Source organism: Bacillota bacterium (assembly GCA_040757085.1).
Taxonomy (GTDB): domain Bacteria; phylum Bacillota; class Sulfobacillia; order JACIYH01; family JACIYH01; genus JACIYH01.
Window position 1 is genome coordinate 1 of record JBFLXJ010000014.1, and the last position, 19,372, is coordinate 19,372.

The following is a 19,372-nucleotide window of genomic DNA, read 5'->3' on the forward strand; positions in this document are numbered from 1 at the left end:
CGGGCCGTATGCTGGTCGGCCGTGGGTGAAGTACGTTTTGCGGGAGTTGACTCGGGTTGGCCTAGAGGTAAGCTAGAGATTCCAAATACATACAGGTCGGGGAGACCTACTGAAACTTGACACGGAGCGGTAGGCCAACTGGCTTGCCAAATCCGTAGCGGAGGTGGTATCGTACTCACGGGCGTTTGTTCCCTCGCTCTACCCAGTTGTTGCTAGAGCTTCCTAATGGTTACAGCGAGCTAGCGTAAGGAGGCGACAATAAATGAAGTACGCCCACAAGGGGTTTATACAACAGCTGGACGGCACTTACGCTGTACTAATTCATCCTGTCAACGGATATCTGGAATCCGAACAACTGGAGGCCGTACGTAGGCTGGCCCAACGCTACGGAAAGGCGAAGCTCACGGTTACCCAGGCCATCATGATTTACGGCATAAAGCCTGAGGACTTTGACCAGGTGGTGGAAGAGTTAGAAAAGGTCCGCCTGCCTTTGGCCGATATCGGTCGGGTGGTGCGAAATGTCAAAGTCTGTTCCAGTCAGTATTGTAAGCATGTGATCCGCGATGTCACTCCCCTGGCCGCACAAATCAATCGACGCCTTGCAGGGATGCCTACGCCGAGAAAATTCAAGATGGCCTTGAATGGCTGCCCCAATTCATGCGTGGAGGCACAACTAAATGACCTGGGTATCATTGCTGTCCAGGACGGGTACTGGCTTTACCTTGGGGGTAAAGCAGGGCGTCAACCCCAATTGGGTACTCGCCTGGACATGGTTATCAAGGAAGAGTATCTAGTCGAAACTGTCGAGCGGATAGTCAAGGCCTATATTCCACTTGCCGAGAACGAGCGGCTCGGTGAAGTTATTAACCGGATAGGTCTTCTGCGATTCCTGAAGGTAGCACTGGCTTGGAGCAGTGAAGGAATCAAGACGTGCATAGGAGCGCGGTATTGTAAGAACGGTGTTGGTGATGTCCATGCAATTGCCGGGCAAATTGTATCATGCGGCCATGTGCAAGGTCAGATAACCCTCAGCGGCTGCGCCAATGCTTGCGCAGTGGAAGCCGAAGCGGGTTGTAATGTTATTTGTTTGAAAGACAGGTTGTGGGTATATAGAGAGGGTAACCTAGATGTTATAGGGACAGGCCAGTTGGCTGAATACCTCAGAAGCAATGGTATTTTAAGTGACTCGTGAAACGTAATCCGGCCTCACAGAGCCAGTCTGTCCCCGAGTACGGAGCTCGCGCGACCGCAACCAATTCCCATCAGTCGGTCGCCAATCCAGCATCCGCAACAGCTGTTCAAGTCGGGTTCTGGTGTCCTGCTCACCAGGGCCCTGACCGGGAAGGCTGTGAAGCAGCTGGACTACGCTGGCGCAAGCGGGCGCGGGCGGTGGTCTGCGCCGTTCAAAAGCCACAACGGTGCGTGCGCGCGGGACTACGAAAACGACGTCGACCCCCACCCCCACCCGCGCACCTGCTCCCGCCCAGCTCACCGTGACCTACCTGAAACTCCTCCGCGCCCAGCACGACCGGAAACCTGGAAGGCCCGCGAGTTCTGGGCCACCCTTGGCCCTCCTGACCTGGGGCTCTCAAGCCCGTGCTTGACACGCGGACCCGGTGCGATACACTGGAAAACAAGTCCGGCCCGACGCCGGACACCCTGCATGAGGAGCAAGGGGCATGCGGGAAGCCGGCAAACTTACCCTGGCCGAGGGAGCGCAGGCAGCTCTTCCCATCGTGTTGGGCTATGTCCCCATTGGCATAGCGTACGGGGTGGTGGCGGGGCAAGCCCACCTCACGACGGCAGAGACCGTGGCCATGTCCCTCATCGTATTCGCGGGGTCGGCCCAATTCATCGCCGTCGGGATGCTGGCCGCCGGTGCGGGCGCCTGGCCCATCATCGTCACCACGTTTCTCGTCAACCTCCGCCACCTGCTCATGAGTGCCGCCTTGTCCGTGCCGTTTCGTCGTATCCCCCGCAAGCTGCAGGCCATCCTCGCGTTCTGGATCACCGACGAATCGTTCGTCGTGACCAGCAGCGCCCTCGCCGGACGCCAGGCCACCGTTCCCTTCGTCGCCGGCCTCCAGATCACGGCCTATCTCGCCTGGGCCGCCAGCTCGCTTGTCGGAGCCGTGCTGGGCAACATGGCGTCCGGAATCGCCGGCCTCGGGATCGACTTCGCGCTCCCCGCCATGTTCATCGCCCTGCTCGTCCTCCAGATCAAAGACTGGAGTTCCGTGCTGGTCGCCGTGCTGGCCGGGGCAGTATCCCTGCTGCTGGCGCTGTACGTCCCCGGCAACGCTAACGTCATCGTGGCCACCCTGGTGGCCGCCACGGCGGGGGTGCTGCTCAAGAGATGAGGACGCCGCTGCTGCTGCTATTCCTCGGTATGGCCGTGGTAACGTATATACCGCGCATGGCGCCGCTGGTACTGTTGAGCCGGCTGCCCATGCCCGCCTGGTTCGTGCGCTGGCTGGCATGCGTGCCCGTGGCGGTGATGGCCGCCTTGCTGGTCCCCACTCTCCTGGTCAAACAGGTCGAAGGCGCTTCCGTCCTCTGGTTGTCCTGGGATAACCATGGGCTGCTCGCCGCGGCTCCCACTGTCGCCGTAGCCCTGAGAACGAGGAACATCTTCGCCACCGTTCTGTGCGGGCTGGCCGCCATATTCGCCCTCAACTGCCTGTTGTAGCTATTCGAGCGGCACAGCTATGCGGCATGTTCCCGAGCATACTACGTGTCCAGGACGAGTACCCCGGCCCTGACCAGCGCCTCGGTGAACGCCGTAGAGGGCGCAGGTCGCCACCGATATTCGTCGCGCAGGAACCATTCGAAAAGGGTGAACAGTGGATTGAGTGACAGGGACATTTTGAGGCGCTTTCCCAGGTCGTACAGCCCCACCCGCCCGCGTACGGCCGGGGACCGCAACAGGATGTCAGCAGCCGCCTGCTCGCGCCCGGCCAGAGGGGTGATGACCAGCACGTCGAAGCCCGGCGGCAGGTATCCGATTCCCGCCGGAGAAAGGCGCACGACCACCGTCAGTGCGTGGCTCCGGTGGCGATACACGGCACCCCCCGCCAGTGGACCCTCCCCCGGCCGGTCCCCACGCAAATAACCGGCAAACTGCCCGGCCAGGACCCGCCAAGACACCGTGGCGGCCCCCAGGGAGATCGTCTCGCTCCACCTGAGGCCACCCAGCCATCTCAGGACCTCCCCTCGGCTCTCCCCGACGAGCTCGATGCCCTCCCCGGTGAGCCGGGCCAGCCTGGCGCTGACCAGGTAGTCCACGCTCGGGCACGGAGAGCCGAAACCCAGGAAGCGGAACTGCGCCTCCACCCCGGGCAGATCCAGGACCGCTCCGTCGGGGGAATCGGCTAGCATTTCCAGAAGGACCAATGCCGGAAGCGGCGCTCCTTCCATCCCCTGACCCCCTTTACCGGAGGCGCTAGCCCTTCCACCACATCGGCGGAGGAGGCTGTACCTTGCCCGCCTCACGAGAGGCGGTGGTCACCCGTCCCGCCCCCTTCCCGCAACTGACCGAGGCTGAGCAGCCGGCGCCTTCCCGCAACTGCCCGACCTTCCCGCAGGGGGCGGCGCAGGTCCACGGCACCTGCCAGCCGGTCCTCGGTGGCGTTGAGAGGCAGATTGACCAGGCGGATGGGCGGGCGGAGCGACGGCAGCTGCTCCGAGGCCGCCCGGGCCTGGCAGCGCGGGCATAGTCCTCAGCAGACCGCGCACGAGCATTGACTTCGGGGTACCACTGGGACCCGATATCAGCACTTCGCCCAGGCGCGGGTTGACAGCATTGACGAGAAGTGCCCTCTTGACCTCCTCCTGGCCCACTACGGCACCAAAGGGAAACATATCCTACCTGATCTTCCTCTTGCCGAATGTGGGCTCCGCGGCCGGGATGGGCGGCATCTGCCATGTGGCGATCAGAGGTACGGGCAGGTCGCGGTCGATGATCACGTCCAACACAGTGGGACGGTTGGACTTGAGGGCGTGCTCGAACGCGGGCCCGAAGTCGGACGCCTTCTCCACCCTGATGCCCTGGCCGCCCATGGCCTCAGCCATGCGGGCGAAGTCGGGGTTCCACAGCTCTCCCGTGGATACCTTCCGGAAGCTGGTGCCGATCTCCCGGCCATCCAGGTAGAACCGCTGCAGATCGCGAATGCACCCGATGCTGTAGTTGTTGAGCACCACCCACACCGCCGGCAGGTCGTACTCCACTGCGGTGGCCACCGCGTGGGGGGTCATTATGAAGCCACCGTCCGAGCACACGCACACGCACGGGGAATCGGGCCGGGCCAGTTTGGCACCCAGCACCCCGCACACGCCGAACCCCATGGCGGCGAAGCCACCTGGGCTGATGTGCGTGTATGGTCGCGGTGTCTGCCAGTACTGTTCGCACCAGGCCTGGTTGTTCCCCACGTCCACGACCAGGATCGTGTCTTCGGGGGCAATGCGCCTCATGTCGCCCAGCACGCGCCGCGGGTCGATGGGGTAGGCGGAGGATTCCAGGGCCGGACGCATGAACGCGTCCCACTCTCCCTTGAAGGCCCGGATTTCGTCCAGCCACGGGTAGTCCCCGCGGGGCTCGGTCCTCTGTCGGACCACCTCCAGCAACTGCTGCAGGAAGGCGCGCACGTCCGCGACGATGCCCAGCTCCACCGGGTAATTCCGCCCTATCTCGGCAACGTCTATGTCTACCTGGATAAGCCGGGTGGGCGGGATGTTGTAGGCATAACCGGGGAGCCAGGAAGCCGTGTGCAGGTCGGAGAAACGACAGCCGAGGGCCAGGATTACGTCCGCGTTGCGGGTGGCCTCCACGGCGGGGTAGTAACCCCAGCACCCCGTCACCCCCAGGTACAGAGGGTGATCCTCGGGCAGGACACCCTTACCCATCAGGCTGGCGTACACGGGGATGTTAAGGTGTTCGGCCACCTGACGCAGTTCGCCGGTGGCGCGGGCTGCCATGACCCCGCCCCCCGCCAGGATCAAGGGCCTGCGGGCCTCGAGCAGGATGCCCAGGGCCTTCCGCACCGCTTCCGGAGAACCGGGGGTCCTCCCGTCCACCGGCGTGGACCACTCTTCGGGCTCGGGGATCGTCACCTCGGCCTTACACACGTATATGTCGTAGGGGACATCCAGGTGGCAGGGACCCGGCCTGCCCGTACGCATCAGCTTGTACGCTTTGGGCAGGTACTTGGCCAGCTGGTCCACCTTGTGCACCTGCCAGCTATGTTTCACTATGGGCTTGAAGATGGAAGGAAAGTCCGCCGGGAAGTAACGGTAGATTTCCTGCAGGGCGCCCGTGTCAAACTGGTCGGTGGCCGGGCACCCCGTTATGACCAGGAACGCAGATGAGTCGTAGAAGGCGTTGGCCACCGCTATGGTGAGGTTAGCAGGCCCGGGACCGGTGGAGGCGTACACGGGGAGCGGAACCCCCGTGAGCCGAAAGTACACGTCGGCCATGAATCCCGCCGCCTGCTCTATGCGCGGCCAGACGACCTTGATCTTGTCCGTGCGCTCGTAAATGCCGTCCAGCAACCCTATGGCTCCGTGACCCGCATACCCGAGGATGTAGGGGATCTTTTCTTTGATCAGGTACTCGGCTATGATGTCGCAACCCCGGTACTCCGCCATGGCTCCCGCAGCAGGCTGCCATCCGCCCCGTCGGCAGCCATGCTGCTCCCCCCTTTCCGAGAGAATTTCCGTCACGGCTTGTGGTCGCAATAACCGTGCCGGGAGGCAGAGCCCGGGGTGGAGTCAGAAACCGGGAATCTGACAGCACCAGGGACGTGCACGCACGACCGGAAGGGTCCTCGTGTCCCGCAACATCTGTCGTGATCTGCGCCATGTGTCTTGCAATGCTACACAAGGAAGGTGTCGGTCCCACCGGCCCACGTCCGGCGCACGACAATACCGTATTGCCGCATCTTCCGGTACAGAGAACTGCGCGCGATGCCCAGCCGCCTGGCAGCTGCCGCCACATTCCCCGTGCTCTGCTCCAGAGCCTCGGCAATGGCGAGCCGCTCTGCGTCGGCCAGACGCTTCACCGATGGCCGGGTAATGTGGCCCTCGGCCACGCGGAGCCCGCGCCGCAGGCCGGCCATCAGGTGCTCCGGCTCGAGGACGCCGGTCTGGGCGACGTTGATGGCGCACTCTATCACGTTCTCCAGTTCGCGCACGTTACCCGGCCAGTCGTGCGCCAGCAATAGCTCCAGCGCCCGGTTGCCAACGTCCTGCACGGACTTGCCCAGCTTGGTATTCAGTTTGTACAGGAAGTGACGGGCCAGCAGGGGTATGTCCTCTTTTCGCTCCCGCAGAGGGGGAATGACAATGGGGAAAACGTTCAACCGGAAGTACAGATCGCGTCGGAAGCTGCCCCGGGCCACCGCCTCGGACAGGTTCTTGTTGGTGGAGGCGATCACCCTCACATCCACCGGCGTCACCCGATGCCCCCCTATGCGCACCACCTGCCGGTCTTGGAGCACCCGTAAGAGCACCGCCTGCATGTCGAGCGGCATCTCTCCGATCTCGTCGAGGAAGATAGTGCCCCCATCGGCGAGCTCGAACTTCCCCGGGGACCCTTCCCTGCGCGCTCCGGTGAAAGCACCCTCCGCGTACCCGAAAAGCTCGCTTCCCACCAGTTCCCGAGGGATGGCAGCGCAGTTGATGGCCACGAATGCCCCGTCGCGCCTCCTGCCCGCATTGTGGATGGCGTGAGCGAACATCTCCTTGCCGGTACCGCTTTCCCCCTGCAGCAGAACGGTAGAAGAGCTCTCCGCCGCCGCGCGCGCCAGATCCACCGCCCGCCGGAAGCCGGGACTCTCCCCGATGATGTCGTCAAAGGTGAAAACGGCCTGGGCTCCGGCCATGCGATGGACCAATCTGCGCACGCTACGCATCTCCCTCAGGATGGCCATGGCGCCTATGACCGTGCAGCCGTCGCCCATCACCGGCTTGGCCGTCACCGTGGCGTGGAGGCGACCTGTACCCAGTTCCAGGTTGGTTTCCCGGTCCACGACTTCGCGGCCACTTTCCAGGATGGCAGCCAACCCCAACTGCCGGAACAGAAACTGGTCGAGGGGACGTCCTACCGCTTCCCCCGCCTGCATCCCGAGCAAACGACCAGCCACGCTGTTGATGAGGGTAACCCGGCCGGCCGTATCCACCGAAACCAGTCCCTCGGACATGGACTCGATCGTAGCCAGCAGGTAGCGATGGGCTACCAGCAGCCGGTCTGAGGCAGACGCCGCCCTTAGCTGATTCTCGATGGCCTGGGCGGCCGCCACCACCATGCCCAGAGTGTGGGGATGAACGCGCCTGTAGTCTCCGGACATGGTAAGGACCCCGATCAGCCTCCCATCGGGGTCGTGGACGGCTGCACTGGAACAGGTCCAGGAATGGCATCCCACCCAGTAATGCTCCGCCCCGCACACCTGGATGGGACTGCCTGTCACCAGGCTGACACCTATGCCGCTGGTGCCCATTACCGCCTCAGACCACCTGACCCCGGGCACCAGCCAGATCTTTTCTGCTTCTCCCTCCGCATCTGCGTCGCCCACCAGCTCGAGCAGGTAGCCCTCCTCATCACAGAGGCAAACAACGAATCCCGAGCCCGCCACGAGCTCGTGCAGGCTGCGCATGAACGGCCTGGCCGCCTCGATCATGGCTCGCCTCCTGGCGAGACGCCCATCGAGCTCGCGCCCGGTGATCGCCACCCGCTCGACCCGCCAGGGATCCAGGCCGTGCTGCCTGCACCTCGCCCACGAGTCGGCTATCACCGGACGCACCACCTGCCGGTCAACCCGGCCGGTGCGCACGAATTCCTCCCAGGCCGAACGCAACCTGTCCTCGGGTATGCCCGAGATGGGGAACGTCAGCATATCCGATCCCCGCCGCCCTGCCGAAAAGTGCACCTTCTTCCAGGAATGGTTTCGACTCCGGAGAAGGCCATACCTCTCCCGGCCGCGCTACAGGTTCACGGGAGCATGGTACCAGTTTCGAGGTAGCGCTGATGCCAGGATAGCGCCTCACCGAGCATGTGCGGTGAGTGTCCGCCCTGCCGACAGGCCCGGGCGAAGTAATCCTCCAGCAGTGGGCGGTAGGCAGGATGGGCACAATGCGCGATGATCCTTTGCGCCCTCTCGCGGGGGCTCAGGCCCCGCAGGTCGGCCACGCCCTGCTCGGTGATGAGCACGTGCACCTCGTGCTCGGTGTGGTCCACATGCGACACCATGGGGACGATGCACGAGATCTTCCCGCCCCGCGCGGTCGAGGGACTTACGAAAATCGAAAGATAGGCGTTCCGCGAGAAGTCGCCCGAGCCGCCGATCCCGTTCAGCATCTGTGAGCCGAAGACGTGGCTCGAGTTCACGTGTGCGTAAATATCCACCTCCACCGCCGTGTTGATGGCGATCACGCCAAGCCGGCGGATGGCCTCGGCGCTGTTGGAAACCTCCTGCGGTCGGAGCACCAGGAAATGCCGGTACCGGTGCAGGTTCCGGTACAGGCGCTCCTGACCCGCCGACGAAAGGGCCAGCGAAGTGCCGGAGGCACCGCGGGCGACGCCGGCATCAATGAGGTCGAGGACGCCGTCCTGCAGAACCTCAGAAAAGAAGGCCAGACCGGGCCGGTCCCACTCTTCCAGGGCGTTCAGGACGGCATTGCCCACATTCCCGACCCCCGTCTGCAAAGGTAGCAGGGCGGGCGGTAGCCTGCCCGCTTGCACCTCGCCACGCAGGAACTCCACAAGCTGTCCGCCTATCTTGCGCGACGCGTCGTCGGGAACCTCGAAACTATAAGGGTGATCCGGTCGGCACGTCACCACGATGGCGGCGATGCGGTCCGGGTCCACCCCGATGGCCGGAGCGCCGATGCGCTGCAGGGGTTCCACCAGAGGAAGGGGATCCCGACCGGGGGGCAGGGAATAACTCCAGATATCGTGCAGCCCCTCCATTTCGGGCGGATGCCATAGGTTGAGTTCCACTATGACCTTCTCGGCGGCAGCGACGTAGAGGGCGCTGTTCCCCACCGACGAGGTGGGCACGATCCCTCCGTCCTCCCGGATGGCGCATGCTTCCACCAGCGCCACATCGACCTTTCCCAGGTGGCCGGCCCTGACCATCTCCGGGCACCCGCCCAGATGCTGGTCCACGTAGGCAATCTCGCCCCGGTTGATGAGTTGACGCAGGTTGGCGAGGGACTGGTACGGTAGCCGGCGAACCATCGCACCCGCACTCGCGAGTTCCTCGTCGACCTCACCGCCCACCGAACCACCAGACCAGATGCTGAGCCGGAGGCGACGTCCTTCCCGAGCCTGGCGGGCGAGGGCGAGGGGAACTTCCTTGGGGCTACCCGCCCGCGCGAAGCCGCTCACGCCGACGACGGCTTCGTCAGGCACCACTTCAGCGGCCTCATCGGCGGTCATGAGCCGCCCCCGGAGCAGGGGGTCGCGTACCCTATCCCGGAGCCCCGCCCCCACTTCCATGTTCAGTTCGTGCATGATCTGTTGCTACTGTCCTTTCCACACCTGTTTTTCTTTGTAGTACCTGATCGCCCCGGGGTGGTAGGGGATGGGCGATCCCAGCACTGCCGTCTGCAGGGTCAGGTTCTTGGCTTCCTTGTGAACCGCGATCAGATCGGCCTGGTGTTCGAACATGGCCTTGACAATCTCGTACACCAGATTCTCGTCCATCTTCTCGCTGGCCACTAGGAGGTTCCCTACCGCGCTCACGGGCACATCCGCGTCCACGTTGGGATACGTTCCCCGGGGGATAACAAGCGAGAAATACACGGGCCCGTACTTCTCGACCATCTTCTTGACCGCGTCCTCGTGGGGCAGGAGAGCTATCTTGATCCCCGGCGTGGCGGCCAGATCCAGTACGGCTGCCGTAGGCAGACCCCCGCTCCAGAAGAACGCGTCGATCTTGCGGTCCTTCAGGGCTCCAGCGGACTCGGAAACGCCCAGGCGATCGCGGACTATATCCTTGTCCGGGTCGAGACCGCAAGCCTCCAGTACCCGCAGGGCAATTACCTCCGTACCGCTACCGGGAGCACCGGTGGAAACCTTCTTACCGCGCAGGTCTGCCACTGACCTGATGCCGCTGCCCTCGAGGACCACGATGTGCGTGAAGTTGCTGTACAGGGTTGCCAGGGTACGCAGGGGCACCTGACCGGTCTCCTTGAACTTACCCTGCCCTCGGAAGGCATCGTTGGCCGTGTCCGCCATGACGAAGGCAAGATCAGCCTTTCCTGCTCCGATCAATTTGCAATTGTCCACCGATGCCGCCGTGACCTCGGCGGTGGCCTCGACCCCCTTGACGTACCTGGATACCAGCGCAGCCAGACCACCACCGTACACATAGTAAACACCACCCGTCCCGCCCGTGGCAATCGACAGCCTCCTGACCTGCGGCCTGGCGCATCCTTGCAGTGCCAGGGTAGTAACCATGAGCACCACCAGGACGCCCACCAGCCCGAGTGCCGCCACTGACCTCCTCGCCCTCAGCATCTACGATCCTCCCCTCTCCGGGCCTCGCTCTCTTGCGACCCGGCGTTTCCCCGCCTTGTACCTCCACACGTGAATCCCGACAGCCAGAGCCACCGCACCTGCCCCCGCCAGATCCCGCCCCACAGCCGGGTACAGAAGCAACAGGCTGGCGGCACCCAGCAGGGCACGCTCAAGGGGATGGGCAGGCCCCAGCAGCCAGCCTCCCAGTGCGCCTGCCAGAGCCGCCACACCGGCCACCCCCGTCACCAGGGCCCACAGGACCTGCAGGGGAGGTGCCTTCAGCAGCAGCGCCGTCCCGGACGGGTGCAGGCTGAACATGAAGGGGACCAGAAAGGCAGGCAGGGTGTATTTCCAGGTGATCATCATGGTCCGGAAAGGATTACCGCCGGTCAGCGCCGCGGCCGCCACCGGCGACAGCGCCACGGGAGGCGAAACCTCCGAAAGGACCGCGTAGTAGAAGATGAACATGTGGGCAGCGAATTCAGGCACCCCCAGCTTGATCAGGGCCGGTGCGGTGATCACCGCCGCCACGATGTAGGATGCGGTTATGGGAAGTGCGAGCCCCAGCACCAGCAGCACCGCAGCGGTGAGGAGCAGGGTAAGAAGAAGGTTTCCGCCGGCCAGGTCCAAGATCACACTGGAGAACTTGAGCCCCAGACCGGTAAGGGTGACGACCCCCACTATGATCCCGGCACAGGCACAGGTGGGGGCAACGGTGAGAATGCCCCGGGCACCGCTCTCCAGGGCACGGAACAATCGAGCGGGATGGAGGGCGGTATCGAGCCTGACGTAGCTAACAACTACGGCTATGAGAGTAGCCCAAAACACAGCCCATATGGCCGTGAACCCGGCGGCCATAAGGACGACTATGGTGATCAGCGAGGTGAAGTGATACCAGTAACGCCGTGCCAGTTCGCCCGCCCGGGGACCTTCCGCTGCCACCTCTGCCAGCGTGAACCGGCGGGCATCCACCTCGATCATCAGCAGGATGCCCAGGTAGTACAGGAGAGTGGGAATCGTCGCCATCATGATGACTTCCAGGTACGAGACCTTGAGGATCTCGGCGATGATGAAGGACGCCGCCCCCAGCACGGGAGGCGAAAGTACCGCCCCGATTCCGCCCGCCGCCAGCAGGGCTCCCGCCGTGTCCCTGTCGTATCCGGCTCGCTTGAGCAACGGATAGGCAACCGATCCCAGGGTAACGGTAGTTGCCACGCCGCTTCCCGAAACCGTCCCCAGGAGAAAAGAGGCGAGGGTCACGGTGCGACCGGCACTGGTCCTCCTGCGACCCATGGCGGCCAGCGAGAAATCGACGAAGAACTTGCCCGCCAGGGATTGCTCGAGCACTGCTCCGTAAATGGTGAAGAGAACGATGAATGTAGAAGATACATCTATGGGGACACCGAATATGCCCTCCAGGGTCATGTAGGTGTGCCCCACCAGCCGATCGAGTCCGTACCCTCTGTGGGCCCACGGCTCGGGCAGGTACGGGCCCAGCCAGGCGTAAGCCAGGAAACCGAGGGCTATGGTCGGCAGTGCGGGTCCCACCGTCCGGCGGGTCGCCTCCAGCACCAGCACGATCGTAATGGTCCCCATGACGAGATCGAGCCCGAGCGGCGAAGCTGAACGGTACACGAACTCCCCGAAATCCAGGAACATGTAACCCATGGGCAAGATGGCCAGACCGGCCAGCGCCCAGTCCCACCAGTGTATGCTTGCGAAACGGTTCTTCCTGGCCGGGTACAGGAGAAAAGTCAACACGAGAACCAGAAGCAGGTGAATGCCGCGGTGAATCTGGGTGGTGACGGTGGACACGGCCGCGTAGAGGTGGTAGAGGGACGTGGCAACAGCCAGAATGGCCACGCCCGTACCCAGCCGTCCTGTCAGGGGGCGGGTAACGCCCTCGAACCGCTCTATCATTTCCTGCGCCTTTTCTGTCAAGTCTGAGGACATTGGATGGCCTCCTGTTCGACCCGCCCCCTGTTACCTCCCACCCCGGCAGGTCAACAGGCCGGCCGGGCTCAGACCGGTCACCTGCCGCCGAGCTGCCGAGGATCCTTCCTGGTGCACCAGGCCCACAACCGCGGGACCGCGCCCACCCTGAGAAACACCGGGCGTTCCCCGGCAAGCAGCCACAAGGGATAGGCACGACCACGCAGCCGGAGAGTTCGCTGCCCCAGTTCTGAGGGATGCACCCAAAACCCGCGTGTCGACCAGGCCACTGGCAGGCACCACTGGCCGTCGCCATCCGGTCGCGGTGAGCCCAAGCCGTAGTAATACAGGCAGGCCAGGCTGGGGCTCCTGACCGCCGTGAGACACACCCCCGTATCCTTCAGACAGAGGTCTTCCTCAACCGGCGCATCGTAAAGCGAATGCTGGTAGCGAAGAAAAGCATGCTCCCCGGGAAAAATGATCCAGCGGCCCACCAGACCCGCCTGCGGTTGCATCAGATCCAGCACCGTGACGGGAGAAAACAGATAACCCGCCGCAAGGGCAAGCACTCCGGCGGCAATCAATCGACCGGGCTTTGGGAAAAGCTTCGGGCTCGCGGCCGCCACCCTGCCTCCCGCCTCAGCGACTCACCAACGCGTGCTTTGCCGTGTGTTATTCCACAAACAGGCCGGCATATCCTGCCCGACCCGGGAAATAGGGCGGCCCGGGTTCGGCAAACGGCCGCAACCCGGGCCGCAGTGAGAAGGGGTTCCCCGCTCAAAGGTGGGGATCGAGCTTCTTCTTCAGTTCTGCCCGGGGCACGTAGCCCACGATGCGGTCTACGGGCTGCCCCCCCTTGAACAGGATCAGGGTGGGGATGGCCATCACTCCGTGCTGACCGGCCAGGTCGGGGTTTTCGTCCACGTTCACCTTGCCAACCTTCAGCCGACCATCGTACTCCGCTGCTACTTCTTCCACGACAGGAGCCACCATGCGGCAGGGGCCACACCACGGGGCCCAAAAATCAACCAGTACCGGCAGGTCGGAGTCGCCCACCTCACGGGCGAAGTTCTGCTCGGTCAACTCCACAGGCTTCGCCAACCCCATCGCCTCCTCGGACAAACTACGCCCTATTCTACCACACGTCCTGCCCTACCAACATACCAGCCGCACCGGCCGCCGCGCGGCCAGCCCAGCGGATACCGTGTCAGCACCCAAAACGAAAGGGCCCGCCGTGCCGCATCTCGCGTCGTTTTGAACCCGCTCTCCGCAGGTGGGTGCCCTCCTGTCTGCTTTTTGCGTCCCCGGAACCGGCCCTACGCCACCGGGGGGCATGCAAGCCACAGGCAGAGACCAGGCTCCCTTTGTTTTGGTGTTGGCCCAAAACTTCGCAACGAGACAGCGCGCACGGCAGGCCGAGCCCGATGCCCTATTATTTTGTCAAATGCAGTTTAGCACAGCCGCCCGCTCTTGGCAAGGGGGCGAACCAAGGATTTCCCACTCGTTGCCAACAAGTCGCTGCAGCAGGGAGCAGCCACTCCCGGGGACGATGCGGACCGTCAGAAGGAGGAGCGGTCAGGGACGGTCGACCGGCGGCGTGCGCAGGCGAAGGTGCAGTTCGTCCAGTTGCGCGGAGCTCACCGGCGCCGGTGCACCCGTGAGCAGACACGCGGCGCGGGCTGTCTTGGGGAAGGCAATCACGTCCCTCATGCTGGGGGCTCCCGTCATCAACATGAGCAGCCGATCCAGCCCCAGGGCTATCCCGCCGTGAGGGGGAGCGCCGTAGGAAAACGCGTCCAGCAGAAATCCGAAGCGTTCCCGGGCCTCCTCGGGCGAAATGCCGATCGCCTGGAAAACCCGCTCCTGCAGGTCTCGCCGATGGATACGGATGGAGCCCGAGCCCAGCTCCTCGCCATTGAGCACCAGATCGTAGCAACGCGCCCGCACCCTCTCGGGGGCTGTCTCCAGCCAGGGGAGGTGCTCCTCCAAAGGGGAAGTAAAGGGATGATGCTCGGCTTCCCACCTACCCTCTTCTTCGTTCCATTCCACGAGCGGGAATTCCACCACCCACAGGAAGCGCCAGCCCGGCTCCCGAACCACTTCCTTCTTCTCGGCCAGGCAACTTCGCAGGTAGCCCAGCACCCGCCGCACCAGGGGCACCGGTCCCGCCGAAATAAGGACCGTGTCCCCGGGGACGGCACGCAGACGCTGGCGCCAGTCGGGTGCGGCCTCGCCCACGAAGCGGGCCACTGACCCGCGCACCTGTCCCCCTTCCTCCCAGGCCAGCCACCCCAGCCCCCTGGCACCCAGAGAGGCGATCTCTTCGGCGAGAATGTCGATCTCCCGCCGGGTAAGGGTTAGTCCCGGCAATCGCAGGCCCCGCACCGTACCCCGCTCCGCCAGGGCATCCTGGAATACCCGGAATTCAGTCCGGGCAGCCAGGTCGGAAAGGTCTACGATTTCCCATGGGAGCCGCAGGTCGGGCTTGTCCGTACCGAAGCGATCCATGGCCTCATCCCAGGTAAAACGGGGAAAGGGTAGCTCAAGTTCCACCCCCAGGCAGACACGAAACAGGTGGGCCATCAGTTCCTCGGTGAGGGTGAGGATGTCCTCCTCGTCCGCGAACGCCATCTCCAGGTCGATCTGGGTGAATTCGGGCTGACGGTCGGCCCGCAGGTCTTCGTCCCGGAAACACCGGGCTATCTGAAAGTAACGATCCACCCCGCTCACCATAAGCAATTGCTTGAACAACTGGGGGGACTGGGGAAGGGCGTAAAAGTGACCGGGCTGCACCCGGCTGGGCACCAGGTAGTCCCGCGCCCCTTCCGGGGTGGATCTGGTGAGCATGGGCGTCTCCACTTCCCAGAAGCCCCGCGAGTCCAGGAAGTCACGGATGGCCTTGACCGCCCGGTGCCGAAAGCCCAGGCGCCCCAGCATCACGGGCCGGCGCAGGTCCAGGTAGCGGTAACGCAAGCGCACGGGCTCGTCCGGCTCCGTGCGTCCGTCCACCTCGAAGGGCGGCACCAGGGATGGAGCAAGCACCTCCAGGTGGGAAGGGATCACCTCCACCTCACCGGTGGCCAGATTGGGGTTGGCCCGCCCGGCAGGCCGCATGGCCACCCGTCCCCGCACCATCACCACATACTCGGACCGGAGCTCCTGCGCCCGCCGGAACAGCTCGCCGCCATCCTCTCCGGCGGGATGGAAAACCACCTGAACCACACCGGATCGGTCGCGCAGATCAAGGAACAGCAAACCTCCGTGGTCACGGACGCTCTTGACCCATCCCGCCAGACTGACTTCCTGCCCCACGTCGCGGGAACCCAGCTCACCGCAGTAATGAGTACGCAACAACGCTGCCACCTCTTCCTGCCCCGGTCACCGAGCCCCGGCAGAGCCGGTACCCTCGACAGCAGGTCGACCGGGTATCATCCCCGGGCTAAGGCTCGCCCTCAGCCCGGGAAGGTTCACGTGCTAGATGACGCCTGAGCGCCTCGTCCAGCAGACCGGGGGTTACCCTCACCTGCTCGCCCGACCTCATGTCCCGAAGGGTAACTTCCCCGGCCGCCAGTTCGTCCCCTCCCACGATCACCACCAGGGGAGCCCCCAGGCGGGAAGCATGCTTCATCTGTGCCTTCAGGCCCCGGCCCAGGTAGTCCGTATCGGCCTGCCAGCCCAGCCGCCGCAGGCGGTACAGCAGGTCGAGCGCCGCCGGGCGGCTGGCGGGATCGGCGCACAGAACCATCACCTGCACCTCGGCGGGGCGAGGGGGAAGCTTGCCCTCCAGTTCCAGGGTGGTGATGAGCCGCTCCAGGCCGGCGGCAAAACCCACCCCGGGGGTCGGGTCACCCCCCAACTGCTCCACCAGGCCGTCGTATCGCCCGCCCCCACACACCGAGTTCTGGGCCCCCAGGGCACCGTGTACGATCTCGAACACCGTGCGGGTGTAGTAGTCCAGGCCGCGAACGAGTGTGGAGTCAAGGGCGAAGGGGATGCCCATCCGCGCCAGGAACTCCTGGACCGAGGCGAAGTGGGTCCGGCAATCGGGGCACAGGAAGTCCGTGGGCCGGGGCGCTTCCCGCACCAGTTCCCGGCAGGAAGGTTCCTTGCAGTCCAGTACCCGAACGGGATTCACCCCGAGCCGCCGCAAGCAGTCCGGGCACAGACCCTCGCGCCCCCGGAAGTACGAAAGCAGGCTTTCCCGGTAAGAGGGCCGGCACTGGGGGCAACCGATGCTGTTCAGGTGGACGGAAAGCCCCTCCAGCCCCAACCGCCGGAACAGTTCCCAGGCGAGGGCGATCACCTCGCCATCCAGGGCGGGATCGTGCGACCCGAACGCCTCCACACCGAACTGGACAAACTGCCGGAAACGACCGGCCTGCGGCCGCTCGTGCCGGAACATGGGGCCCAGATAGTAGACCTTCCAGGGAAGCACGGGGCGTTCGAGCGCTTCCAGGTACGCCCGTACCACCGGGGCCGTGCCCTCGGGGCGCAGGGTCAGGCTGCGCCCCCCGCGATCGCGGAAGGTGTACATCTGCTTTTCCACGATGTCGGTGGCCTCTCCCGTGCGCTCGAACAGTTCGGTATGTTCGAATACGGGCGTGCGCACCTCCAGGTAGTGGTACCGCCGGCATACGTCCCGGATGACGTCCTCGATGTACTCCCACACGTAAACGGTCCCCGGCAGCACATCCTGCGTGCCCCGGGGCCTGCGTACGACGACCCTGGCCGCTGGAGCCACCCCCTCATCATGGCCCCATTCTAAATTCACCGCTCCCGGGTGTCAACGCGCATCAGCGGCCGGCCAGGGCGATGAGGGCACGTCCGGCCCGGTAGGCGGTAAGGAAATCGGGTGCCCGGTATCCCAAGGTAACGTCGTCTAGACGCTGCGCACCCGGCATGAGTTCGGCAGCGTCGGCGAGCCCGCTGTGGACGAACCGGACCTGCAAGTCGACGGGGCGCTCGATGCGCAGGGGCGGGATCTCGCGGGTGCGGGCCACCGCCCGGCGGGCCGCCTCCCGGAGCAATCCGTGGACCACCTGGGGAGGCAGGCTCAGGGCAGCGCTGCGGGCGACGTATTCCTTGACCGCCACCGTCTCGACGGGACCGAGGAGGGCACGGGCCTCCGCCACCACGGCCGAATCGCCCGACACCAGCACCACAGGCACCCCGTACTCTCCCGCCACTGCCGCGTTCATGCCCGTCTCGCCCAGAACGCGCCCGTTAACCCGGTATTCGGCCACAGTGCCGCTGTAGGTGTGGCTGAGCACGCCCCGGCTCTGCGCGCGGGCATGGTAGCCTATGAAGAAGGCGCAGTGGAAGCTTTCATCCAGGCCCTGCACCATGGAAAAGGGCTTGGGACTCCCACTTATGAGCCGGACCGCCGGGTGCAACTCCTCCAGGAGCAGGTTCCGCATGCTGCCGTGGGAGTCGTTGACGACCACCTCGGTGGCCCCCGCCTCCAGGGCTCCCTCTACGGCCGCGTTCACCTCCCGCGTCATCAGCCGGCGGGCCCGCTGGTAGTCCTCCCCGCCTTCCCTGCCCGTCTCGTCGAAATGCACGATGCCGCTTATGCCTTCCATGTCAGCCGATATGTACACCTTCATCTGCCACTCCTCCTTCATGCACAGGCTGCCTCACCGTGCACCTGATTTGCCCTGCTGGCACCCCCGCCCCAACCCCGACTGACGTGCCCACCTTCGCTGATTGAGGCCCCAACCCTCACTGGAGGAAGGGATTCCCCGCTCTCTCCTCACCGATGGTGGTGGAGGGACCGTGTCCGGGATACACCACCGTATCGTCAGGGAGCAGCAGAAGCTTTTCCCTGATCGACCGGATGAGGGCACCGTGGGAACCTCCCGGAAAGTCGGTCCGTCCCACCGATCCCGCGAACAGGGTGTCCCCGGAAAACACCACCCCTTCCCCCGCCAGGCAGATGCCACCCGGCGTGTGCCCCGGGGTATGGAGAACCCGGAAGCGCAACTGCCCCACTTCAACCAGGTCCCCGTCCTCAAGAAGGCGGCCCGGAGCCACCGGGGCCAGGGGGTCGCCCGCCCAGGCCGACAGGTTACGGGCCGGGTCCGCCAGCAGGGGGGCATCCAGGCGGTGGATGCACACCGGCGCCCCCGTGGCATCCTTTACGTCCCGATTTGCTCCGATGTGGTCAGCGTGACCATGGGTATTCACGATGCAACGCACCGTGATCTTCAAGCGTTGCACCGCCTCCAGGATACGCTCCGGCTCATCCCCGGGGTCGATGATCATGCCCTCGCGCGTGGCGGGGCACCCCACTATGTAGCAGTTGGCGGCGAACCAACCCAGGGCAAGTGTCTCCAGCAGCAACCTCATCCCCCCATCCGGCTACTTGCAGGCGCCCCCCGGGGTCTCCTGCGTGTGTCGGGCAACCGGGCACACCCCCGCCTCCCGGCACCGCACCTCAGAACTTCAGAAGGTGCGGTTGGTGTCGAGGAGGACGGTGACGGGGCCATCGTTCGCCAGCTCCACCAGCATATGTTCCCCGAAAGCACCCGTCAAGACGGGAACGCCCCGCTGGCGCAGCTCGGCAACGAATCCCTCGAACAGGGGTCGTGCTTCCCCGGGAGGAGCCGCGTCCGTGAAGCTGGGCCGGCGACCCTTGCGACAGTCGGCGTAGAGGGTGAACTGGGAAACGGCCAGCACCTCACCGCCCACATCCGCAAGGGAGAGGTTCATCTTACCCTCCCCATCCTCGAAGACCCGCAGGGTGGCCACCTTCTCGGCCAGGTAGCGGGCAGCCGCGAGGTCGTCGCCCCTCCCCACCCCCACCAGCACCAGGAAGCCGGGCCCGGTGCGCGCCACTTCCCTGCCATCCACGGAAACCCGGGCCCATTTCACCCGCTGAACAACCGCACGCAAATGCCTCACCTGCCGGTCGCGGGTGCAGGG

17 protein-coding genes, 1 other RNA gene and 1 pseudogene are annotated in these 19,372 nt (G+C 64.6%); 4 read left to right on the plus strand and 15 right to left on the minus strand.

The genetic code is table 11. The features are described from left to right. Nucleotides 1-262: 262 nt before the first annotated feature. From AB1446_04765 to AB1446_04775, 3 genes are all read left to right on the plus strand, one after another. On the plus strand, nt 263-1,192 hold the full coding sequence (locus AB1446_04765; GenBank protein ID MEW6546215.1) for a nitrite reductase: 930 nt from the start codon (nt 263-265) through the stop codon (nt 1,190-1,192). 487 nt (nt 1,193-1,679) lie between these two features. After that, nucleotides 1,680-2,360 carry an AzlC family ABC transporter permease gene (locus tag AB1446_04770; GenBank protein MEW6546216.1) on the plus strand — a complete coding sequence of 227 codons (681 nt, stop codon included), beginning with the start codon at nt 1,680-1,682 and terminating at the stop codon, nt 2,358-2,360. After that, a complete protein-coding gene (locus AB1446_04775) occupies nt 2,357-2,689 on the plus strand; it encodes an AzlD domain-containing protein (GenBank protein ID MEW6546217.1) in 333 nt (110 codons plus the stop codon). The genes AB1446_04770 and AB1446_04775 overlap by 4 nt, the downstream gene beginning before the upstream one ends. A 41-nt stretch (nt 2,690-2,730) precedes the next feature. On the opposite strand, the gene AB1446_04780 is transcribed toward AB1446_04775, so the two are convergent. Further along, on the minus strand, nt 2,731-3,417 hold the full coding sequence (locus tag AB1446_04780; protein ID MEW6546218.1) for a hypothetical protein: 687 nt from the start codon (nt 3,415-3,417) through the stop codon (nt 2,731-2,733). A gap of 62 nt (nt 3,418-3,479) precedes the next feature. Between AB1446_04780 and AB1446_04785 the strand changes: the two genes are divergently transcribed. Beyond that, entirely contained in the window at nt 3,480-3,716 is a 237-nt protein-coding gene (locus AB1446_04785) for a hypothetical protein (protein ID MEW6546219.1), read from the plus strand. A 43-nt stretch (nt 3,717-3,759) separates the two neighbouring features. Here the strand turns inward: AB1446_04785 and AB1446_04790 are convergent. From AB1446_04790 to dtd, 14 genes and pseudogenes are all read right to left on the minus strand, one after another. Next, nucleotides 3,760-3,861 (minus strand): annotated as a pseudogene (locus AB1446_04790) (hypothetical protein). A 3-nt stretch (nt 3,862-3,864) separates the two neighbouring features. After that, complete coding sequence (locus tag AB1446_04795) at nt 3,865-5,643, minus strand: thiamine pyrophosphate-binding protein (protein MEW6546220.1); 1,779 nt, start codon at nt 5,641-5,643, stop codon at nt 3,865-3,867. A 227-nt stretch (nt 5,644-5,870) separates the two neighbouring features. Next, the gene (locus tag AB1446_04800) at nt 5,871-7,889 is read right to left on the minus strand and encodes a sigma 54-interacting transcriptional regulator (GenBank protein ID MEW6546221.1); all 2,019 of its coding nucleotides are present in this window, start codon (nt 7,887-7,889) and stop codon (nt 5,871-5,873) included. Between the two features lie 95 nt (nt 7,890-7,984). Then, the gene (locus tag AB1446_04805) at nt 7,985-9,508 is read right to left on the minus strand and encodes a succinate CoA transferase (GenBank protein ID MEW6546222.1); all 1,524 of its coding nucleotides are present in this window, start codon (nt 9,506-9,508) and stop codon (nt 7,985-7,987) included. Nucleotides 9,509-9,517: 9 nt separating this feature from the next. Then, nucleotides 9,518-10,516: a TAXI family TRAP transporter solute-binding subunit gene (locus tag AB1446_04810; GenBank protein ID MEW6546223.1), complete on the minus strand. Its 999-nt coding sequence runs from the start codon at nt 10,514-10,516 to the stop codon at nt 9,518-9,520. Continuing rightward, on the minus strand, nt 10,517-12,469 hold the full coding sequence (locus tag AB1446_04815; protein MEW6546224.1) for a TRAP transporter fused permease subunit: 1,953 nt from the start codon (nt 12,467-12,469) through the stop codon (nt 10,517-10,519). It abuts the gene before it with no gap. 77 nt (nt 12,470-12,546) lie between these two features. Next, a complete protein-coding gene (locus AB1446_04820) occupies nt 12,547-13,074 on the minus strand; it encodes a hypothetical protein (GenBank protein MEW6546225.1) in 528 nt (175 codons plus the stop codon). 151 nt (nt 13,075-13,225) lie between these two features. Continuing rightward, nucleotides 13,226-13,549, minus strand: a complete 324-nt coding sequence (trxA, locus tag AB1446_04825; protein MEW6546226.1) for a thioredoxin — start codon at nt 13,547-13,549, stop codon at nt 13,226-13,228. Between the two features lie 121 nt (nt 13,550-13,670). After that, nucleotides 13,671-13,868: non-coding RNA, 6S RNA (ssrS, locus tag AB1446_04830), on the minus strand. Nucleotides 13,869-14,023: 155 nt separating this feature from the next. Continuing rightward, nucleotides 14,024-15,811 carry an aspartate--tRNA ligase gene (aspS, locus tag AB1446_04835; protein MEW6546227.1) on the minus strand — a complete coding sequence of 596 codons (1,788 nt, stop codon included), beginning with the start codon at nt 15,809-15,811 and terminating at the stop codon, nt 14,024-14,026. Nucleotides 15,812-15,887: 76 nt separating this feature from the next. Continuing rightward, complete coding sequence (gene hisS / locus AB1446_04840) at nt 15,888-17,189, minus strand: histidine--tRNA ligase (GenBank protein ID MEW6546228.1); 1,302 nt, start codon at nt 17,187-17,189, stop codon at nt 15,888-15,890. Nucleotides 17,190-17,241: 52 nt separating this feature from the next. Further along, entirely contained in the window at nt 17,242-18,054 is an 813-nt protein-coding gene (locus AB1446_04845; GenBank protein ID MEW6546229.1) for a M55 family metallopeptidase, read from the minus strand. Nucleotides 18,055-18,169: 115 nt separating this feature from the next. Then, entirely contained in the window at nt 18,170-18,796 is a 627-nt protein-coding gene (locus tag AB1446_04850) for an MBL fold metallo-hydrolase (protein ID MEW6546230.1), read from the minus strand. Between the two features lie 96 nt (nt 18,797-18,892). Next, on the minus strand, nt 18,893-19,342 hold the full coding sequence (gene dtd / locus AB1446_04855) for a D-aminoacyl-tRNA deacylase (GenBank protein ID MEW6546231.1): 450 nt from the start codon (nt 19,340-19,342) through the stop codon (nt 18,893-18,895). Between the last annotated feature and the right edge of the window lie 30 nt (nt 19,343-19,372).